The organism is Rhodothermus bifroesti, assembly GCF_017908595.1.
In the GTDB taxonomy this organism is placed as follows: Bacteria; Bacteroidota; Rhodothermia; order Rhodothermales; family Rhodothermaceae; genus Rhodothermus; species Rhodothermus bifroesti.
Map to the genome: position 1 here is coordinate 331,963 of NZ_JAGKTL010000004.1, position 17,328 is coordinate 349,290.

The window sequence follows — 17,328 nt, forward strand, 5'->3', positions numbered from 1 at the left end:
GAGTCCCCTTTAAACAGCAATGCAAGAAGTGCAGTACCGCTTTGAAAACCTGGAAGAGGTCATCGACCGGATACATGCCCTTTTTGAGGCAGATGCTGCAGGGCTCCCGTTGCCAGCAGACACGGACCTGCGCTATCGCATCCGGCTTGTCATTCACGAATGGCTGGCCAACCTGGTGCAGCACGCCCGGTTTGCTCAGCCCCCTACGATTCAACTGACGCTCCGCAGTAACGGCCGTAAAGTAGAGTGCTTTATTGACGATAACTCGGAGGGATTTGATCTTAACGGACGGCTGAAATCTCACCCTTCGCTCACGGAAGCTTTTCCAGAGCGCGGAATGGGTTTGCACTTTATGCGTGCCTGCACGCAAGAGCTGACCTACATACGCTTGAAAGACGGACGCCACCGGCTGGCTTTTAAGGTTTCAACTGATGAAGATCCATGGCTCGATATTCCATTTTAGTGGTTGAGGATGAGCATACGCTGCGACGGCTTCTGGAGTACCGTCTAGGCAAGCACTATCGGGTGCGCTCTGCCCCTGATGGCGAAGAAGCGCTACAACTCGTCCAAGAAGAAATCCCGGATCTGATCATCTCCGATATCATGATGCCCAAAATGGACGGGTTTGCTTTGCAGCAGGCCCTGCAAGCCCGAAAGGAAACCCGTACCATTCCGTTCATCTTTCTAACCGCCAAAGCCGACGAACAAAGCCGCTTACGCGGCATGCGTATGGGTGTCGACGACTACATCACCAAACCTTTCGATATCGACCAGCTTATGGCGCGCATTGAGCGCCTACTTGAGCGTACCAAGTACTTTCAAACGCAACTCGACGCCCGCATTGGCCAGGACTTTTCCCAAAAACTCATGCCCAAGCGTTTGCCAACCGTTTCGGGCTATCGTCTCTATTTCCACAACAGCCCTCGGGAGTATGGCGGTGGTGACTTTTTCGACTGGACGCAACACCCCAGTGGCGCTTTTTACTTGGCCATTGGTGACGTTATGGGCAAAGGACTCCAGGCCAAGTTTTATGCCTTTAGCTTCTTAAGCTACATTCGAGGCACGCTCTATGCCACGTTGCAAACCGTTGAGTCGCCGGCAGAGCTGCTCAAGCGGGTCAACCACGTGCTCATGCAAGACAACGTCATGGAGGAAACGTTTGCCTCGCTCTTGATTGCCCGCTGGGATCCTGCACGCCACCAAATCACATATGCCAATGCAGGCCACTGCCGTCCCATCCTGGTAAAGGATGCACAAACAGCAGAAGTGGTCGAATACAGCGACCTGATTCTAGGGCTAGATGCGCAGGCGACGTTCCAAGACATCACGTTGACCATTCCGAGCGGTGGTGGATTGCTCCTCTACACGGATGGCCTTGTTGAGCAGCGAAACGCGCAAGGGGAAATGTTTGGTGAAAAAGGCCTCGTTGAGCTTACCCCGCACCTTATTGGCTCCGAAGATCCGGTCGAAACGCTACTCTCGAGCGTTTTAAGTTGCTGTCAGGTCGACACGTTTGCGGATGATATCCTCTTTTTCTGGATGGAACGGTTGGCCTAAGGCTGCCCTTTTTGCTGCCAGCGGTGCGCAGCTTCTCGCTCTAGCCAAGCACGCGACACCTTTACGCCTTCTGCGGTTTGCATTGGCCATGGCCAAAAGGCTACCGGAATCATAAAACCCGGCAACACGGCGCGCAGCTGCGCACGCCAACGCTCTGGTGCCCAAGCAGCGCCTTCGGCAAGCTGCACAAACGCTGCGGGTCGCTGCCCGAACTCCTCATCTGCAACAGGCACCACTACAGCCTGTGCAATACCGCTAAGCTGAAGCAAGGCAGCTTCAATGGTTTCCGGCTGAATATTTTCTCCCCCAGAGATAAACTGGTTATCTCGGCGACCCGTTACCTGCAGATATCCTTGGGCATCCCATGCCCCCAAATCCCCGGTATCGAACCATCCTTCTGGATCAAAAGGCTGCACCAGACGACCGGCTTCCACGTAACCCATAAAGCGGACCGCTCCTCGAACCCATATCGTTCCATCGTGCCCTAACCGAACTTCTCGGTATGGTAGCACCCGGCCGGCGGTGCGCAGCACCTCGGGCGTTGCTCCCGAAGGGGTTACGGTCACGAGCGAGGCGGTTTCGGTGAGGCCATAGCTCATGTGCAACGGCCATCCGCGCCCGACGCCTTCCGCAAGCAAAGCTTCGGGCACGGCGCTTCCACCCAGCAACACAGCCCGCAACGCCGGTGGTGGTGGGCCGTCATGCGCACGCAAAAGCCTCCAAAGCTGCGTATGCACCAGCGAGGCGTGCGTCACCCCATAGCGTGCCATGGCCGCTCCTATAGGCTCCTGTCGTTCAGGAACCACGATGGTTGCCCCATAAAGTAAGCAACGCATCACCACCCCCATCCCGCCAACATGGTACAGCGGCAAAACGAGCAACCATCGGTCGCCTGGTTTGAGGGAAAAAATAGCCTGCGCTCCACGCGCACTCCAAACCAGCTGGCCCAGTGCATGCAGCACGCCTTTGGGTGCGCCGGTGCTCCCAGAGGTAAAAAAGACTGCTGCCGGCTGGTCCAGCGTAAGTAGCGGCGCACAGCACTCAAGCGTTTTTCCACCTGCTTCTAGCACTTCCACCGGCCACACCGGAATCTCTGCCGTCACTGGCCGATCTACCACCAACCCTTCTAGACCAACTTGCCGGATAAAAGCAGCAAGGCCGCTGGCGGGTAAGCGCGTGCTTAGCAAACAGGCCACAGCCCGCAGGCGCCATAGTGCAAGCAGCAAGGTCACCGTACGCACAGGATCCTCTACCCAAAGGCCAATCCGTCTTCCTTCAGCCACGCCTTCCTGCTGCAACCGGGCTACTATTTGTCGCACGCGAAACTCTAGGTCCGCAGCCGTCCAAATTTTCGTACCGTGCACTAGGAACGGATGCGCAGGCTGCGTCTGCCAGCGGCGAAACAGGGGACACAAGAATTCACGCGGAGAAGCCATGCATGAGCATGCGTTGATTACACGTTAACTTTTGACCCAACACTTCGGGGACCGACACGATTGGCCCTAGCGCTAAAGGAGGCCAAACGGTATCGGCCGCAAGCCACCGGTACGGGTCAAGTCCGGCCGCAGCATGGCTTTGGGAGGCAGCGGCCAATGCCAGCACGCCACGCGTACCAACGCCACTTTCAAAGGCACTGCTCCAAACGACTTGCATGCCTAGGGCCTGCGCTTCGCGTGCGCGTTCAAGCGCGCAAAACACGCCACCAAGACACATCGGTTTGAGCACCACAACGCGTGCAAAAGCCCAGTTAGCCAAGGGCTGCTCTGGAAAAGCCGCTAGCGTTTCGTCAAGGGCTAGAGGGATGGGGCTTCGGTGCGCAAATGCAGCCAAGTCTTCTACGTTTTTGACAGGCTCTTCAAGATAAGCAATGTGCAGATCAGCAACGGCCTCAGCAAAGGCCAGTGCTTCCGAAAGCTTCCAGGCGCGATTTGCATCTAGCCGAATCTCTACCTTCGGTCCTAGCACAGCTCGAACCTGTCGCACCCTTTGGATGTCTGCTGCAAGCGACTGGCGTCCAACTTTCAGCTTGACCACGCTATAGCCTGCCTCACGCAGGGCAAGCAAAGCAGAAGGATCTGCCTCTGAAGCGATCAAGGCATTGACCGCTACCACGGGCAAAGGCGATGGCGCAAGCCAGGCGTCTAACCGCTTTCCAGTCCAAGCCGCCATCCATCCCGCCAGGGCAAGCTCAATGCCCCAGCGGACTGAAGCCGGAACGGCCCGCAGCACGTCTTTGAGCACTGCAGCAAGCAACTCCGGATGCTCAGGCAACTGGTTTGGCAACCGGCAGATGCAAGCCTTAAGCGCTTGCTCGGCTTCTTCAAGCGTTTCCAGACTCAAACCTGGAAGCGGGGCTACTTCTCCCCAGCCTCTCATGCCTTCTGCCTCAACAATGACCACCCCTCCTTGGCGCACGCGCCCGCCAGAAGGCAACGGCGCACGAAGCGGCAAGGCAAAGCGAAGCCAGTGCCAACATGCCTTGTTTAGGTTAGCACCCATCCTATCGAAAACAGGACGCTGTAGACCAGGAGCAAGCGACCAGTTCCTGCCAGTAAAGCATTGAGCACCGCAGCCTCTGTGTGCTCAGCTAACGTGCGCACAGCGCGCACCGTGGCAGGCAGCAGCGCGAGCACAGCCATAGCACCCCCATGTCGCCACGTTGCCCAAAACCACAAAACAGGCAATGCCAGTGCTCCGAGAAGACAACAAGCATACAGCCCAACGCCAAACGCTCGACCAAAGCGGACTACTGGTGTGCGCTTTCCAGCATGCCGATCCTCTTCGAGATCTCGTACGTTGTTCACCAGCAAAATGCCCGTTGCTATCAGTCCCGGCGCCAGTCCCATAACCAGCACCTCCTTGGTGATTGAGAGCGTCTGCACATAGTAGGTACCGCCAACGGCTACAGGCCCAAAAAAAATCAATACAAAAAGCTCCCCCAGTCCTATATAAGCCAACGCATAGCGGCCACTGGTGTACAGGATGCCGAACAGTATCGAAAGTAAACCGATGGCAAGCACGGGCCAACCTCCGCGCCAAATCAGGTAAAGGCCAGCCACCACAGCTAATGCGAACGTCAGCGCCGTAGCACGCCGCATGGCTTCGGGCGTTACCCATCCTGCAGCGGTAACGCGCAGCGGACCTTTCCGCATGGCTGTGTCGGCACCTTTCAGAAAGTCGGCATAGTCGTTGGCAAAGTTTGTCCCAATCTGAATCAGCAAGGCTCCAACCAGCGCCAGCAGTGCCGAAGGCAAGTGAAATCCTCCATCGGTCCAGGCCATGGTCGAACCCATGAGCACAGGTGCGACAGAAGCCGCTAGCGTTTTGGGCCGTGCAGCCAGTATCCAAACGCGCCAGCGCGGTAGTGAAGTGGCAGATTCCCTAAGCGTACGCATGCTTCTAAAAAAGCTCGTTGCAGCAAGGCGCCTTCACGCCCGAACAGCATGCCCGTTCCGCGCCGCAGCCAGCCAGAGGGCCAGCATTTCCTCAAAAGCCTGCGTAGCCCGGCAACGATAGGCTCCCTGGCGATGCAGCATACCCACCGTTCGGTGCGGCGGCGGCATAGGTAGACGCACAGCCTTAAGGCCCTGGGCAGCATCGATGCGCAGCGTCCACTCGGGCAGCACAGTGGCCAACCCTAACGTCCGCACCAGGTAAAGCAGCCCCTCGATCGTATTCACCTCTAGCGCCACTTTGGGCTCCAGCCCTGCAGCCCGCGCCCAGCGATCCCAAAGCCTTCGCGTGCAGTACGTGGTGGGCAACAGTACCAGCTCAACGGCTTTCAGTTCGAGCAAGGAAGCCCTATGGCACGCAGCCAAGGGATGCGTTGGCGGTGTAATCAGCACCAACTCCTCCTCAAAAAGAGGGCTTGCCTCCAGCCCTTCACGGGTTGGCGGCACAAAACCCAGCCCAAGCTGAAAGCGTCCTTCAAGCACGCCCGCTTCTACCTCATCAGCGGGCAACGCCATCACTTGCAGCCGCACGCCCGGGTATTGCCGGACAAACAAAGTGACCACTTGGGGTATCAGGTAGGCTTGCACGGTTTGCACCGCACCGATCACCAGGTTTCCGCGCTGCAAGCCCTGCAACTCATCTAAAGCCACACGCATAGCCTCCAGCTCGGCCAGCATACGCCGGGCATGCGCAGCGACCACTTCACCCGCTGCCGTAAGCCGCACTGGCGTTGTCGATCGGTCCACCAGCACCTCTCCCAAAGCCTCCTCCAGCTTACGGATTTGCTGCGACAAGGCCGGCTGCGATACAAAGCACCGCTCAGCTGCCTTCGTAAAATGCCCTTCCTCAGCCACCGCCAGAAAATAGCGTAATGCGCGCAGATCCATAACTTTTTCTTATCTCATTTAGAAAAACAAAAAATTTTACTTATACAAGCTACGGGCATTAACTTGCTTTTGTCAATCCTTAACCATTGAGGTGTTGCCATGATGACCCGAGGGATTCCCGGCTATACTTATGGTGCCCCAAGCGTAGCGCGCACGCCGCTTTCTTTAAAGGAATTTGAGCAGCTCAAACAGACAGTGCTTTTCACTGACGAGGATATGCGCTACCTTCGGATGGCTGGTGAGGTGCTTAAAGACCAGATTGACGATGTGTTAGACCTTTGGTATGGCTTTGTAGGCAGCCATCCCCATCTGATCTATTACTTTCAGGGGCCAGAGGGTCAGCCTCTTCAGGAGTACCTTGCCCGCGTACGCAGCCGTTTTGGTCAATGGATTTTGGACACTTGTCAACGGCCTTACGATCAGGATTGGCTCAACTATCAGATGGAGATTGGTTTGCGTCATCATCGAACGAAAAAAAACCAGACCGATAGCGTTTTGGCCCCACCGCATATTCCGCTACGTTACATGATTGCCTTTATCGTACCCATTACATTGACGATTCGGGATTTTTTAGCCCGTAAGGGCCATGCGCCTGAAGACGTTGAAAAGATGCATCAGGCGTGGTTTAAGTCCATTACGCTCCAGGTTGTACTTTGGAGCTATCCTTATGCTCGGGAGGGTGATTTTTAGCCTTGTAGCTGCTCAGGACGTATGGGAAGCTGCCGGATGCGGCGGCCAGTGGCGGCATACAGGGCGTTGGCCAGTGCTGGAGCCACAGGGGGTACAGGCGGTTCGCCTAGTCCGGTTGGATCGCGGTCACTTTCCACAAAGTGGACCTCAATTTGCGGCGGAACCTCGCTTTGGCGCAGCAGCGGATAGGTATCGAAGTTCGACGACACGATCCGGCCGCCTTCCAGCAAAACTTCGGCTTTCAGGGCTGTCCACAGGCCGTCGAGAACTCCGCTGACCACCTGGGCTTCAGCGCCGCTGGGATTGACCACGCGACCGCAGTCGAGCACGGCCACGACGCGGTGTACGCGTACCTGTCCATTGCTTTCTACTGAAGCTTCGATCACTTCAGCGGCGTAGCTTGCAAAGGCCCAGTGGCAGGCGATGCCAAGGCCATGGCCCTCAGGCAGGGAACGTCCCCAGCCAGCCTTTTCGGCAGCCAGTTCTAGCACGCGACGTAGCCGCGCTGGCTCATAAGGGGGTGCCCACCCGCCTTCGTGACTACGGGCTTCCATATCGAACAGCTCTAGCCGATACGCCAGAGGGTCGCGTTTGGCAGCTGCTGCCAGCTCGTCGATAAAGCTTTCGACAGCAAAGGCTGTATGTGTATGTTCGACCGACCGCCACCAACCACGCGGTAGCGGGCTATGGAAGGGACGATATTCGAGTCGCCAGTTGGGTACGCGATATGGCAACAGATCTGCGCCACCAACTTCCGAGCGATGCGGGTTGGGCGTATCGGGACCCTCGAGCGAGGCTTGAATTGAGGTAGACACCAGGCGGTGATGCCAGGCAAGCGGTTTACCTTGGGCATCGAGTGCAGCTTGAATGCGATGCACGGCCATAGGTCGGTAAAAATCGAACTGCAGGTCGTCTTCGCGTGTCCAAACCACCTGTACGGGTGCGCCTGCAGCCTTCGAGAGCAGCGCGGCTTCCACCGCATAATCGACCATGAGCCGTCGGCCAAAGCCGCCCCCCAGGAGCGTGACTAGGACGCGCACGTTGCGCTCTGGAATGCCCAGTACCTGAGCGATTCCGTTAGCTGCCCAGCCTGGTGTCTGTACTGGTGCCCATACTGTGCACCGGTCGCCTTCAACATGTGCCGTTGCATTTATGGGTTCCATAGGGGCATGGGCCAGAAACGGCAGCACATAGGTCGCCTCTAGCCGCTGCGCCCCTTGTGCCAGTGCCGCTTCCACCGATCCCCGTTCCCCGACAACCCGTCCGGGCTCGGCAACCAGGGCCAACATGTGCTCTTGGTAAGTTGCCGAGCTGTGCTGCGCGGTTTCCCCTGCTTCCCACTCGATGCGCAGCGCCTGTCGGCCTCGCAAGGCAGCCCAGGTGTTCTCGGCGATTACGGCCACACCGGGTCGCACGCGGTGCACCCCACTCCCCACAGCTGGCACTTCCACGACTGTCCGCACGCCAGGCACCTGGCGGGCAGCCGTGTCGTCGTAGCGCAGCAGTCTTCCGTTAATGTAGGGGCAGTGTTCGATGCTGGCCACAAGCATTCCGGGAAGGCGCACATCGATCCCGTAGGTAGCCCGTCCGGTGACGATATCGGGCACATCCACGCCAGGCTGGGAACGGCCAATGAGCCGAAAGCTAGCTGGATCTTTGAGGCGCACCGACTGGGGCGGTTCCAGAGAAGCTGCCTCGGCCGCAAGGGCACCATAAGGGAGCACATCGGTGCCGTTAGGATGATAAACCTGCCCGTGCTCGGTACGACAACGTGCCGGATCTACCCCCCAGCGCCGAGCAGCTGCTTCAACCAGCAGCGCCCGCGCCATTGCGCCTGCTTCGCGCATCACCCGCCAACGGGTACGCACGCTCGAGCTGCCCCCCGTAATCTGCACGCCGTAGCGTGCATCAAGGGGTGCTTGCTCGACACGGATCTGCTGCCAGTCGATGTCGAGTTCTTCAGCTACCAACATGGCCAGCGAGGTGCGCACTCCCTGGCCCATTTCAGACATTGGGATGAAGATCCGTACCGTGCTGTCGGGGTCAATCTGCACATAAGGATTAAGCTCCGCGGCGGCTTCGCTTCCTGCTTCTCCTAGGTGAGGCCATAGGCCGCTAATGAGCAAGCCTCCCGTAGCCGCCACCCCAACCTTTAAAAAGTCCCGACGGCTGAGCTTCAAGGGTTGCAGATCATGGCCGCTCATGGTGCACCCTCCTGCCGCATTAGAGCCGCGGCGCGATGAATGGCCTGTCGGATGCGGTGATACGTACCGCAACGGCACAAATTGCCGCCCATTGCAGCGATAATCTCTTCATCGGTGGGGTTTGGGTTCTGGCGGAGCAACGCGGCCGCCGTCATCAGCTGCCCAGCCTGACAATAGCCACACTGGGGCACGTTCAGCTCGCGCCAGGCCTGTTGCAAGGGATGATTTCCTTGCGGGTCCAGCCCCTCAATGGTCGTAACCGGTTGGCCAACCACTGCCGAAACAGGCAACACGCACGAACGCACTGGGGTGCCGCTCAAATGCACGGTACACGCCCCACAAAGCGCCTTGCCACATCCGTATTTTGTGCCCGTAAGCCCTAGCACATCGCGCAGCACCCAAAGCAGCGGCATATCGGGCGGTACATCGACCGTGTGCCGCGTATGGTTGACAATGAGCTCAAAGCGCGCCATGATCTCCCTGAGGTTTTCCCATTTGGGGAGTATCGCTTGATTTTTTCCGTGGGGTCAAGTGCGATTTCTCGTTTTTCTTTGTACATTTTTACAAAAAAGGGCCTTGCTGCGCAAGCCTTGTAGCGATCAAAATGTTCTAACCTACACCTACTTGTAATGAACTGCAATGAACCGCCGCTCTTTTCTCCAGCAGACCCTGGCCGCAGCGCTGTTGCCCCTCCTTTCGCCCAAGCACTTAAGCTGGCAAGAAAATCCGTTTCGCCTATTGCGACGTAATGTAGGCCTTTTTACAGGGCGTGGCGGTACGATTGGCTGGTTGGCGACCGCGGATGCGCTGATTGTCGTCGATGCCCAGTTTCCTGACACGGCCACGCAATGCTGGGAAGGACTGCACGAGCGCACCGGACGCACCATCGACGCCTTGATCAACACGCATCACCACAGAGATCACACGGCTGGTAATGCGGCCTTTAAACCCCATACCCGGCAAATTATTGCACACCATAACGTTCCTGAACTGCAGCGGGAAGCAGCTCAGCGCCAGGGCACCCTTGAAGCCCAAGTATACGCTGACCGCACGTTTGACACCTCACTCACGCTTGAAGCTGGCGACGAGCGCGTGCACGTCGTCTACTACGGTCCAGCCCATACCGGTGGGGATGCGATCATTCACTTTGAAAACGCCAACGTTGTACACGTAGGCGATTTGGTTTTTAACCGTATGCCTGGCTTCATTGACCTGCCTGGAGGAGCGACGACCGAAGGCTGGATGGCTGCGCTTGAGCGCCTGTACCAGACCTATACGGACGAGACGTTGTTCATTTTCGGACATGGCAATCCGAAGTACGGCGTGACGGGCGGCCGTGCCGATCTGCTGGTGATGCGCGACTTTTTGGAAGGGCTGCGGCGCTACGTAGCTGAAGGCATTCGTGCCGGCAAGTCAGTTGAAGCCCTGGCGGCTACCGATCGGATCCCGGGGTTTCCAGAGCATTACCTAGACAGCTGGCCTCAAGCTCTTCCGATGGCCATTCAGGCGGTTTATCAGGAGCTTGGCGGGCTGTAAAACGCTTGTCGCACCGGTTGCAGTGCCGCTTCCAATTTTTGCCAGCGCAAAATTGTACGTGCGCGCTTGGTACACACCTCAATGAGTGTGGGTGTCGCGTTGGCGCATGCTTCGGTGTACGCTTGTTCCAGCTGAGCAAGCGTCTGAGGTGCAGCATAGGAAAGCCCAAACAGCGCTGCGGCATGTTCAAAGCGCAGGCCGTGCGGTGTGCCAAAAAACGGCTCAAACACTTCGGTATGCCGAGCAATAGGCAAAAACGAAAAAATGCCACCGCCGTTGTTGTTCAGTACGATCACGACAACAGGCTGCTCGCGCAGCAGGGCTAGGCTATTGAGGTCGTGCAGCAGTGCCAAATCGCCAATGAGCAGCGTGACCGGTCGCGCGAGTCCTATGCTAAAGCCGGCGGCTGTAGCTACGGTGCCATCGATACCACTAGCACCGCGGTTGGCTGCCACGGGCGGTGGCGCTGTAGGCAAAGCACTCCAGGCTTGCATAAGCCGTACGGGCAAACTGCTGGCAAGCACCAAGCCATGGCTAGGGGGTAGCCAACGCCCCAAATGCCAGGCAACGTCTGGCTCTTCAAGCAGCATCTCCTGCTGAAACTGCACTTCAAGGGTAGCTTGCAGGGCCTCATTGGCGGCATGCCAGTGTTGCGCCCAGGCCGAAGGGGGGTGTGCAGGGGGCAAGGCTTCAGCGAGCTGCTGGCAAAACAAGGTTACATCGGCCTCCAGGCGATGCGTTACTTGGTGATCAGGATCGAGCCGCACGGGACTGTCGTGCACATGAACGTAACAACGTGGACGTGCCGCTTTCAGAAACTGTGCCAGGCGTTTGGAGACAAAACGACCGCCCAGGTGCACGACGACCTCGGGTTTCAGGACTTCGGCGGCCCGTAGGGGGTCATAAAGCAGCAGTTCGTAGAAGGGCACTTGTGGGAACCCGCTTGGGGCTAGCCGAAGTCCTGAAGTGATGTCGGGTAGTAGCGGCCAGCCCAGCTGCCACGCCAGTTGCTGCAGAGCAGCTGCAGCCTCAGCCCTGCGCAGTCGGCCTGCGATCAGGAGTCCTTGGGACACGCTTCGGAACAGACCGGCCAAGTGATCCACCATTTCCGGATCAGGTGCAGTGACCGGCATGGCGTAGTACGTATAGGGTACATGGGAAGCCGCCGTGATCGAACGCTCTAGCTGCTCGGGCTCTGGTACCAATGGTTCCCGAAACGGACAGTTCAAATGGACGGGTCCGGCTGGGCTGCGGCGACTGCGGTAGACGGCTTGATCGATGGTCGTCTGTAAAAAGTGCAGGTCAAGATCGGCATCTGGCACAGGAAGCTCGAATTGCCAACGCACGTAGGTTCCAAAAAGCTTGACCTGGTCGATGGTCTGGTTGGCTCCAGTATCACGTAGCTCTGGGGGCCGATCGGCGGTTAAAAGCAGCAGCGGGACTTCGTCCTGGCTTGCCTCGACAACCGCAGGGAAACCGTTGGCCACGGCCGTGCCCGACGTAGTAACCCATGCGGCCGGTTGGCCAGTGGCGCGTCCGTAGCCCAGAGCGAGGAAGGCTGCCCCGCGCTCGTCGTAATGCATCACGGCTTTGGCCTGCGGATGCCGTGCAATGGCCATGACCAGGGGTGTAGAGCGTGAGCCGGGCGCCAGGCAAAACAGCTCGACGCCACAGCGCACCAGCTCATCAATCAGGCGGTCAGCCCATTGCTGTTGATTACGAGCGTCGCAGCTCAAGGCCTAGTACGTTCACAAAGTCACTGATTTTGTGTTCAATTTCAGCCCACTCCAGCTCTGGCACCGAACCTTCGACAATGCCAGCCCCTGAGTACAGATATAGCCGGGTCCCATCGACCAGACCAGAGCGAATCGCCACAGCAAACTCGGCCGTTTCGGCGCCGATCCAGCCGATCGGACCGGCATACCAGCCGCGGTCGAACGGCTCCCAGTCACGGATGGCCGCCAGGGCTTCTTGTCGTGGGTATCCTCCCACGGCGGGAGTGGGGTGCAGCACTTCCAGCAAGGTTGCTGTCGGCACCTGCGCATGCAGCCGGCCGCGAATACCGGTGTACAGGTGACGGCCGCGGGCTAGCGTCATTTCAGAGAGCTGCGTGTCTACTTCCAGCGTTTGGCACCAAGGACGCAGCTCTTCGAGGATGCTCTGTTGCACATAGTATTGCTCACGTCGATCTTTTTCGCTTTCCAGCAGCTCGGCAGCCAGGCGGGCATCGTCGGCTTCGGTTTGGCCGCGGGGTCGCGTGCCAGCTACGGCTTCGGTCCATACCTGTCCCTCGGCTCGGCGAAATAGTCGCTCGGGTGAAGCGCCCAAGAAAGCTTTGCCGACCTCAGGTTGATAGTAAAAATGAAAACAGCCAGGTGTAGCCTCCTCAAGGCGTTGCATAAGTGTTAGGCTGTCGAGCGGCTCGCCAAACGTAAAGCATACTTGGCGTGCTAACACGACTTTTTCCAGTTTACCCTGCTGAAAAGCTTTCAGGGCTTGCTGCACGTTGTGCGCCCACCCCCTATAGTCGGGCAAATCGATGCGGTCCAGTGGCAGCGGTAGGGGTGCGGCCGGTAGTGTTTCAGGCCAAGATAAGCTACCCGACAGCGCTTCGGCATCCCGATCGCGTGCGGGAATCAAATTACACGCCAGCCAGCAGCGGCTTCCTTGCCGCCATAGTTCAAAGCGAGGAAGCCAGAACCGCCATGGCCCAAAAGGCAGCCAGTAAGCGGCACGCGCAGCTTGGACATCGAAGCAGCCACCTCCAAAGAAACGCACGCCCACATCAGCCTGGTGCAGGCGCTTTTCCAAAGCGCGCACCGGTTCGATGCCCATGCCTTCATACTGCTCAAGTGTGCCTACAGCGGCAACTGTAAGCGTACGGTCTCGGTCTGCCCAATAAAACTGCACCGGCAGGGTCTGTGCGGCCAGCCAATGCAGCGGGTCTATGGAAGGCAGCTGGAAAAGCAGCCGCACAATGCGATCTTCAGCAGACCGGCGCAGCAAGCGGTGCATGCGGTCTTCCAGCGCGCGTGGCAACTGATCGGGCATGCAGACAGGATGTTCCGCTCGGGTCATGCAGCCACCTCCGTCCATAAGGAATCATCCACAGCCGCTTCTTCGAGATGCGCTGTGCAACAAAGCTGCACAGCGCGGAAGCTATGGCCATCGTAGACAATCTGGTTGACAGCGGTGTTGGCATGCGACAGTTGCTCCATGCGTGCCAAACCATAGGCCGGCAGAATTGAAGCCAGCAGGATGCGCAGCCAGCGGCCGTGGGTTACGACGAGCACCGTGCGGCCGGCTTGTGCTTCCAGGATCTGCTCAAGTGCGCGCAACGCCCGCTGCTGCACTTCGAGGATCGATTCGCCCCCTGGGATACGGTAGCCATAGTCGCCGGCTCGCCAACGGGCATAAGCGTAATCGATTTGTTCGGCATAGGGCAAGGCGTAGGGTTTCCCCTCGAGCGATCCCCAATCCATCTCTTCTAGATCGGCCATCACGTAAAAGGGGATCTGGGGATGGTAGCAGCGAATGGCCTCAGCGGTAGCGACGGCCCGCTGTAGTGGGCTGCTGTAGAGTGCATCCAGTGCTACCTGGGCAAACCGGCGAGCCAGCGCTTCGGCCTGGCGGCGTCCGGTAGCATTTAGCGGTGCATCAACACCGCGGCCCTGCACAATGCGCTGACGATTACAGTCGGTCTCGCCATGGCGCACAAGATACAACGTCGTGGTCGGCATGAAACTACTTCCGGAATTGGGCGCGTAGGTGATGGAGCATTTCGCGTTCCATAGCCTGCAGCTCAGGCAAGGGCACACGCTCGGTTAAAGCTGCCCGCACCAGTACAGCCCGCAATACCCGGTCGGGTAAGGGCAGCCGGTAGAGAGCTTGGAGCCCTCGGTCCCAAAGGGGCCGCAGCAAACGTTCCAGTAGTTGCCAGCGCCCCAGCACAAAGCCGGCCAGTCCTGTCCAAACCGCTTCCTGCATCCCCTGCCAGGCCAGCAGGCTCAGGATCACCACATAGTAAAGCCCAATCAGCCAGGGCTTAGCTAGCAGGTGCAGCAGACTGGCCATTTGGGGCAGGATCACCAAAGGGAGCAACGCGCCAGTAAGCACATAAAGCCCCAGGCTAATGCTTAAGGCAGTAAGTGGCCCCAAATATCCAGCGAGCACGGGCAGCGTCCACAAAAAGACCAAAAGCGGCAACTGCAGCCACCGATCGGCCTGCTCGAGCCAGTGCACTAGCGGCTTGCGTGCCAGCAATGGGGCCGCATAAGCTTCCAGGAGCGCTTCGGTTGTACGAAACCATGTCCCGGCAGCTGTAAAAATGCCCCGTGGCGTGTCCACATAGTAAGCTGTAGGCGCGCGCATGCTTTACCGGCACGTTAGGCAGCAAGGTCGTTCGCTCCAACGAGAGGGGGTTGGCCTTGTTTCACCTTCAGCAAAAAGCGATAAATCCATCTTAGGGCATCAGTACGTTGTAGTATCGGAGCACAGGTGGGGAAACCGCTAGGTCGCGTAGCACAACGCCTTCGGGCAAATGCACCAAAGGACGCACGCGTCCGGTGGTATCGGTGCGGATGGTCTCGTAGGAGACAGTAGCGTAAAAGTCGGGAGCCTGCATGGCCGCCTCGTACTGCGCTAGCGGTACCCGAAACTGCACGCGTACGACAGAGGGTTCGAGGGTCACTGCGCGCTCCGTAGGTGGAATACCCGTAACGCGCACTGGGAGCTCACGTACGCCTTCGGTAAACGGCACAGCTTGTGCATAAAGCCATATAGCCTCGGGGAAAACTGTAACCAGAGTATGCAGCGTATCGGCTAGGGGCACGCGCAGCTTGACCACATCCCGCACGTCTGTAAGCCGCATGGAAACCGTAGGCCAGGCCGTCAGGTTTTGCAAAATGGATGCAGCTCCGGAAACCGTCACGCTGTCGGGCTCTAGCCGCGGCGGATAGAGCAAATCGTGCGTTGGAGGCGTCTCCAGCGTAACGCGCAATGCAACTGGTAGGCGGCGCTCGACGCGGGGTTCTTTGCGCAGCTCGATGATCGGCGGGGTAATGCTCTCCACGATCACGCCTCGGGGTAAAACCAAGTCTACCGTCGACAGGTCTATACGCTCTTGCCTGGCGTCCAGCGTGAGAGAAGGTGGATTAAAGTAAAGCTGCACAAGCGGATAACCTTCGCCACGTACCTGCACACGCACCGTGGCCGGTGGGGCTACAGCTAGGGCCTGGTCGGCTGGCAAGTTGGTGATCTTTACAGGCAGCTCCAGCGTGGCGGTATAGAGCTCCTGCAGCGTAAAGGTGAGCCAGAGCAGCGTGGAGATCAGGACGCAGATGGTAATGACCATCCCCTTCGAAGGGCCACCCTCGGGACGGCGCCCAGCAGACGCTGCCGGTTGCCGACCAAAGATTTCTTGAAGTAAGGGGAAACGTTGCGTTACTTCGCTCCACACGGTCGGTCTGTTCGCACGTTGCAGCACCCGGCCAATATAGAGCCGGGGCAGATAGGTTTGCAATTTTATCCCATGGGCAGGCGCTTGCGCACCCAGCGCCAGCCTTCCCGCAGTTCTTCCCATCGATAAAAGCGTAAGGCCACAACCAGGGGCAGGTAGAGCACAAGCAGCACGCTTCGTCCAAGTAGGCGCAGCAGCGTTGGCCATGAAAGCATCCCTTGTCCCAGCCAGGCCAGCCCAAGCGCTAAGGCTACGGCTCCAGCCAGCACTGCCCAGGGATACACCGTCGGGCGCAGCCGCTGGGCTCGCCAGGCAGCACCGGCAGCCAGCAGGCTGTAGGCCACCAGCGTTGCCCAAGCTGCACCCATAGCTCCCCAACGGGGAATCCACCAAAGGTTTAAGAGTACGTTGAGGGCAGTAGCAGCTACCACGTTCCAGGCAATAAAACGGCTGTCACCTGCCGCATAGAGTACATTCACAAAAATAATGTACAGTCCATAGCCTAAATAGCCCAAGCTAAGCGGCAGTACAAGCGGATCGGCCTTAAGATAGGCAGCATCAGTAGCTAGCAGCGCGGTCACGTCATAAGCGCTTAGTGACAAGGCCAACACCATCCAACTGCCCCAAATGCTGTAGTGCCGGAACGTTTGCCGGTGCAGAAAGGCTTCGCCTGTGGGTTGCTCTCCGAGCGCCTTTAGGCCAATCACCACAAAAGCCAGCTGAAATCCCTGAACCAGCAACATATTGAGCACGCCACTTAAACGGGTTGCCCAGCCGTAGACAGCAACTGTTTCGGTAGTGGCCAGCCAGTTGAGCAAATAGCGGTCGCCTACATGCAGCACAGGGAGCACAACGCCAGACAGCGCCAGGGGCAGTCCAAAGCGCACGAGCGCAGCCAGCAGACGTCGGTCCCAGCGACGAGGTACGCTGCGCAGCATGCTACCCATCAGCACCACCATGCTTAATCCAGCAGATAACACCATGGCGAGTAGCACGCCCACTAGCCCCAGTCGCTGATGGACCAAAAAGTAGTACACACCCCCAATAAGCAAGAGGGCTTCAGCCAAAACAGCTGTCGTATACCACCCTGTCTGCTCACGCAACCGCAAAAACGCCAAGGGAACCCCACTAAGCAGCTTAGCGGCCAAATAGATCCCAAACAGCCGAACAAGTTCAACGCCCTCAGACCAGCCTAACCATTGGTTCAGCAAAGGTGCACCCCACCAGCTCACAACCACAACGCCAAGGCTAAGCATGCTCGTAACACTCAAGACCGTAAACGGCAGCGCCTCCTGGTGCGCACGCTGCGCAGGGTCGGTCGCAAATTTCAAAAGGCCTAGAGGTAACCCTAACCCTAGCAAGGGCAGCAAGAGTTGAGCTGTGGCATCTAGCAGCACCAGTTGCCCATAGGCCAGCTGGGATAGCAAAGCTGTGTTCAAGTATAGCGGTGCTAGTACCAAACCACTGGCCTTCAGAAGCAAGTTGCCCAGTGCATAAACGCTGCTTTGCTGCAGCAAGCGTGCCATGCTAGCCGTTGGAGTAG

The 17,328-nt window shown here is 58.2% G+C and carries 16 protein-coding genes; 4 read left to right on the forward strand and 12 right to left on the reverse strand.

The genetic code is table 11. The features are described 5' to 3' along the window. The first annotated feature begins 19 nt into the window (after positions 1-19). Together J8E65_RS10595 and J8E65_RS10600 are read left to right on the forward strand one after the other, a co-directional pair. Positions 20-463 carry an ATP-binding protein gene (locus J8E65_RS10595; RefSeq protein ID WP_210375733.1) on the forward strand — a complete coding sequence of 148 codons (444 nt, stop codon included), beginning with the start codon at positions 20-22 and terminating at the stop codon, positions 461-463. Further along, positions 442-1,557 (forward strand): PP2C family protein-serine/threonine phosphatase, encoded by a 1,116-nt coding sequence (locus tag J8E65_RS10600; protein ID WP_210375734.1) that lies wholly within the window; start codon positions 442-444, stop codon positions 1,555-1,557. Before J8E65_RS10595 ends, J8E65_RS10600 begins: the two co-directional genes overlap by 22 nt. On the opposite strand, the gene menE is transcribed toward J8E65_RS10600, so the two are convergent. Genes menE through cynR form a run of 4 tightly spaced genes read right to left on the reverse strand, consistent with a single transcriptional unit; the run spans position 1,554 to position 5,897 of the window. After that, positions 1,554-2,993 (reverse strand): o-succinylbenzoate--CoA ligase, encoded by a 1,440-nt coding sequence (gene menE, locus J8E65_RS10605; RefSeq protein WP_210375736.1) that lies wholly within the window; start codon positions 2,991-2,993, stop codon positions 1,554-1,556. The genes J8E65_RS10600 and menE overlap by 4 nt on opposite strands. Continuing rightward, positions 2,977-4,056 (reverse strand): o-succinylbenzoate synthase, encoded by a 1,080-nt coding sequence (menC, locus tag J8E65_RS10610; protein ID WP_210375738.1) that lies wholly within the window; start codon positions 4,054-4,056, stop codon positions 2,977-2,979. The genes menE and menC overlap by 17 nt, the downstream gene beginning before the upstream one ends. Then, entirely contained in the window at positions 4,041-4,952 is a 912-nt protein-coding gene (locus tag J8E65_RS10615; RefSeq protein WP_210375739.1) for a 1,4-dihydroxy-2-naphthoate polyprenyltransferase, read from the reverse strand. The genes menC and J8E65_RS10615 overlap by 16 nt, the downstream gene beginning before the upstream one ends. A 33-nt stretch (positions 4,953-4,985) precedes the next feature. Further along, positions 4,986-5,897: a transcriptional regulator CynR gene (gene cynR, locus J8E65_RS10620; RefSeq protein WP_210375741.1), complete on the reverse strand. Its 912-nt coding sequence runs from the start codon at positions 5,895-5,897 to the stop codon at positions 4,986-4,988. Positions 5,898-5,996: 99 nt separating this feature from the next. On the opposite strand from cynR, the gene J8E65_RS10625 reads away from it, so the two are divergent. Then, positions 5,997-6,587, forward strand: a complete 591-nt coding sequence (locus J8E65_RS10625) for a protoglobin domain-containing protein (RefSeq protein ID WP_210375743.1) — start codon at positions 5,997-5,999, stop codon at positions 6,585-6,587. Here J8E65_RS10625 and J8E65_RS10630 read toward each other — a convergent pair. Next, positions 6,584-8,791 (reverse strand): xanthine dehydrogenase family protein molybdopterin-binding subunit, encoded by a 2,208-nt coding sequence (locus J8E65_RS10630; RefSeq protein ID WP_210375744.1) that lies wholly within the window; start codon positions 8,789-8,791, stop codon positions 6,584-6,586. The genes J8E65_RS10625 and J8E65_RS10630 overlap by 4 nt on opposite strands. Further along, complete coding sequence (locus J8E65_RS10635; protein WP_210375746.1) at positions 8,788-9,264, reverse strand: (2Fe-2S)-binding protein; 477 nt, start codon at positions 9,262-9,264, stop codon at positions 8,788-8,790. The genes J8E65_RS10630 and J8E65_RS10635 overlap by 4 nt, the downstream gene beginning before the upstream one ends. Positions 9,265-9,430: 166 nt before the next feature. Between J8E65_RS10635 and J8E65_RS10640 the strand changes: the two genes are divergently transcribed. Continuing rightward, positions 9,431-10,327 (forward strand): MBL fold metallo-hydrolase, encoded by an 897-nt coding sequence (locus tag J8E65_RS10640; RefSeq protein ID WP_210375747.1) that lies wholly within the window; start codon positions 9,431-9,433, stop codon positions 10,325-10,327. On the opposite strand, the gene menD is transcribed toward J8E65_RS10640, so the two are convergent. The 6 genes from menD to J8E65_RS10670 form a co-directional block, all read right to left on the reverse strand. Beyond that, positions 10,306-12,063: a 2-succinyl-5-enolpyruvyl-6-hydroxy-3-cyclohexene-1-carboxylic-acid synthase gene (gene menD / locus J8E65_RS10645; protein WP_210375749.1), complete on the reverse strand. Its 1,758-nt coding sequence runs from the start codon at positions 12,061-12,063 to the stop codon at positions 10,306-10,308. The two genes, J8E65_RS10640 and menD, sit on opposite strands and share 22 nt — an antisense overlap. Further along, on the reverse strand, positions 12,044-13,378 hold the full coding sequence (locus J8E65_RS10650) for an isochorismate synthase (RefSeq protein WP_237181919.1): 1,335 nt from the start codon (positions 13,376-13,378) through the stop codon (positions 12,044-12,046). The genes menD and J8E65_RS10650 overlap by 20 nt, the downstream gene beginning before the upstream one ends. 23 nt (positions 13,379-13,401) lie before the next feature. Next, positions 13,402-14,067, reverse strand: coding sequence for a histidine phosphatase family protein (locus J8E65_RS10655; RefSeq protein ID WP_210375752.1), 666 nt, complete (start codon positions 14,065-14,067; stop codon positions 13,402-13,404). Between the two features lie 4 nt (positions 14,068-14,071). Beyond that, positions 14,072-14,698: a hypothetical protein gene (locus tag J8E65_RS10660; RefSeq protein WP_210375753.1), complete on the reverse strand. Its 627-nt coding sequence runs from the start codon at positions 14,696-14,698 to the stop codon at positions 14,072-14,074. Positions 14,699-14,789: 91 nt separating this feature from the next. Beyond that, on the reverse strand, positions 14,790-15,908 hold the full coding sequence (locus J8E65_RS10665; RefSeq protein WP_237181922.1) for a CdaR family protein: 1,119 nt from the start codon (positions 15,906-15,908) through the stop codon (positions 14,790-14,792). Further along, on the reverse strand, positions 15,851-17,311 hold the full coding sequence (locus tag J8E65_RS10670) for a lipopolysaccharide biosynthesis protein (RefSeq protein WP_237181930.1): 1,461 nt from the start codon (positions 17,309-17,311) through the stop codon (positions 15,851-15,853). The genes J8E65_RS10665 and J8E65_RS10670 overlap by 58 nt, the downstream gene beginning before the upstream one ends. Positions 17,312-17,328 lie beyond the last annotated feature (17 nt).

Excerpts from the sequence above, each read along its gene's own strand:
- J8E65_RS10595 (WP_210375733.1), top strand. The coding sequence starts at position 20 with ATGCAAGAAGTGCAGTACCGCTTTGAAAACCTGGAAGAGGTCATCGAC.
- J8E65_RS10600 (WP_210375734.1), top strand. The coding sequence starts at position 442 with ATGGCTCGATATTCCATTTTAGTGGTTGAGGATGAGCATACGCTGCGA.
- menE (WP_210375736.1), bottom strand. The coding sequence starts at position 2,993 with ATGGCTTCTCCGCGTGAATTCTTGTGTCCCCTGTTTCGCCGCTGGCAG.
- menC (WP_210375738.1), bottom strand. The coding sequence starts at position 4,056 with ATGGGTGCTAACCTAAACAAGGCATGTTGGCACTGGCTTCGCTTTGCC.
- J8E65_RS10615 (WP_210375739.1), bottom strand. The coding sequence starts at position 4,952 with ATGCGTACGCTTAGGGAATCTGCCACTTCACTACCGCGCTGGCGCGTT.
- cynR (WP_210375741.1), bottom strand. The coding sequence starts at position 5,897 with ATGGATCTGCGCGCATTACGCTATTTTCTGGCGGTGGCTGAGGAAGGG.
- J8E65_RS10625 (WP_210375743.1), top strand. The coding sequence starts at position 5,997 with ATGATGACCCGAGGGATTCCCGGCTATACTTATGGTGCCCCAAGCGTA.
- J8E65_RS10630 (WP_210375744.1), bottom strand. The coding sequence starts at position 8,791 with ATGAGCGGCCATGATCTGCAACCCTTGAAGCTCAGCCGTCGGGACTTT.
- J8E65_RS10635 (WP_210375746.1), bottom strand. The coding sequence starts at position 9,264 with ATGGCGCGCTTTGAGCTCATTGTCAACCATACGCGGCACACGGTCGAT.
- J8E65_RS10640 (WP_210375747.1), top strand. The coding sequence starts at position 9,431 with ATGAACCGCCGCTCTTTTCTCCAGCAGACCCTGGCCGCAGCGCTGTTG.
- J8E65_RS10650 (WP_237181919.1), bottom strand. The coding sequence starts at position 13,378 with ATGCCCGATCAGTTGCCACGCGCGCTGGAAGACCGCATGCACCGCTTG.
- J8E65_RS10655 (WP_210375752.1), bottom strand. The coding sequence starts at position 14,067 with ATGCCGACCACGACGTTGTATCTTGTGCGCCATGGCGAGACCGACTGT.
- J8E65_RS10660 (WP_210375753.1), bottom strand. The coding sequence starts at position 14,698 with ATGCGCGCGCCTACAGCTTACTATGTGGACACGCCACGGGGCATTTTT.
- J8E65_RS10665 (WP_237181922.1), bottom strand. The coding sequence starts at position 15,908 with ATGGGAAGAACTGCGGGAAGGCTGGCGCTGGGTGCGCAAGCGCCTGCC.
- J8E65_RS10670 (WP_237181930.1), bottom strand. The coding sequence starts at position 17,311 with ATGGCACGCTTGCTGCAGCAAAGCAGCGTTTATGCACTGGGCAACTTG.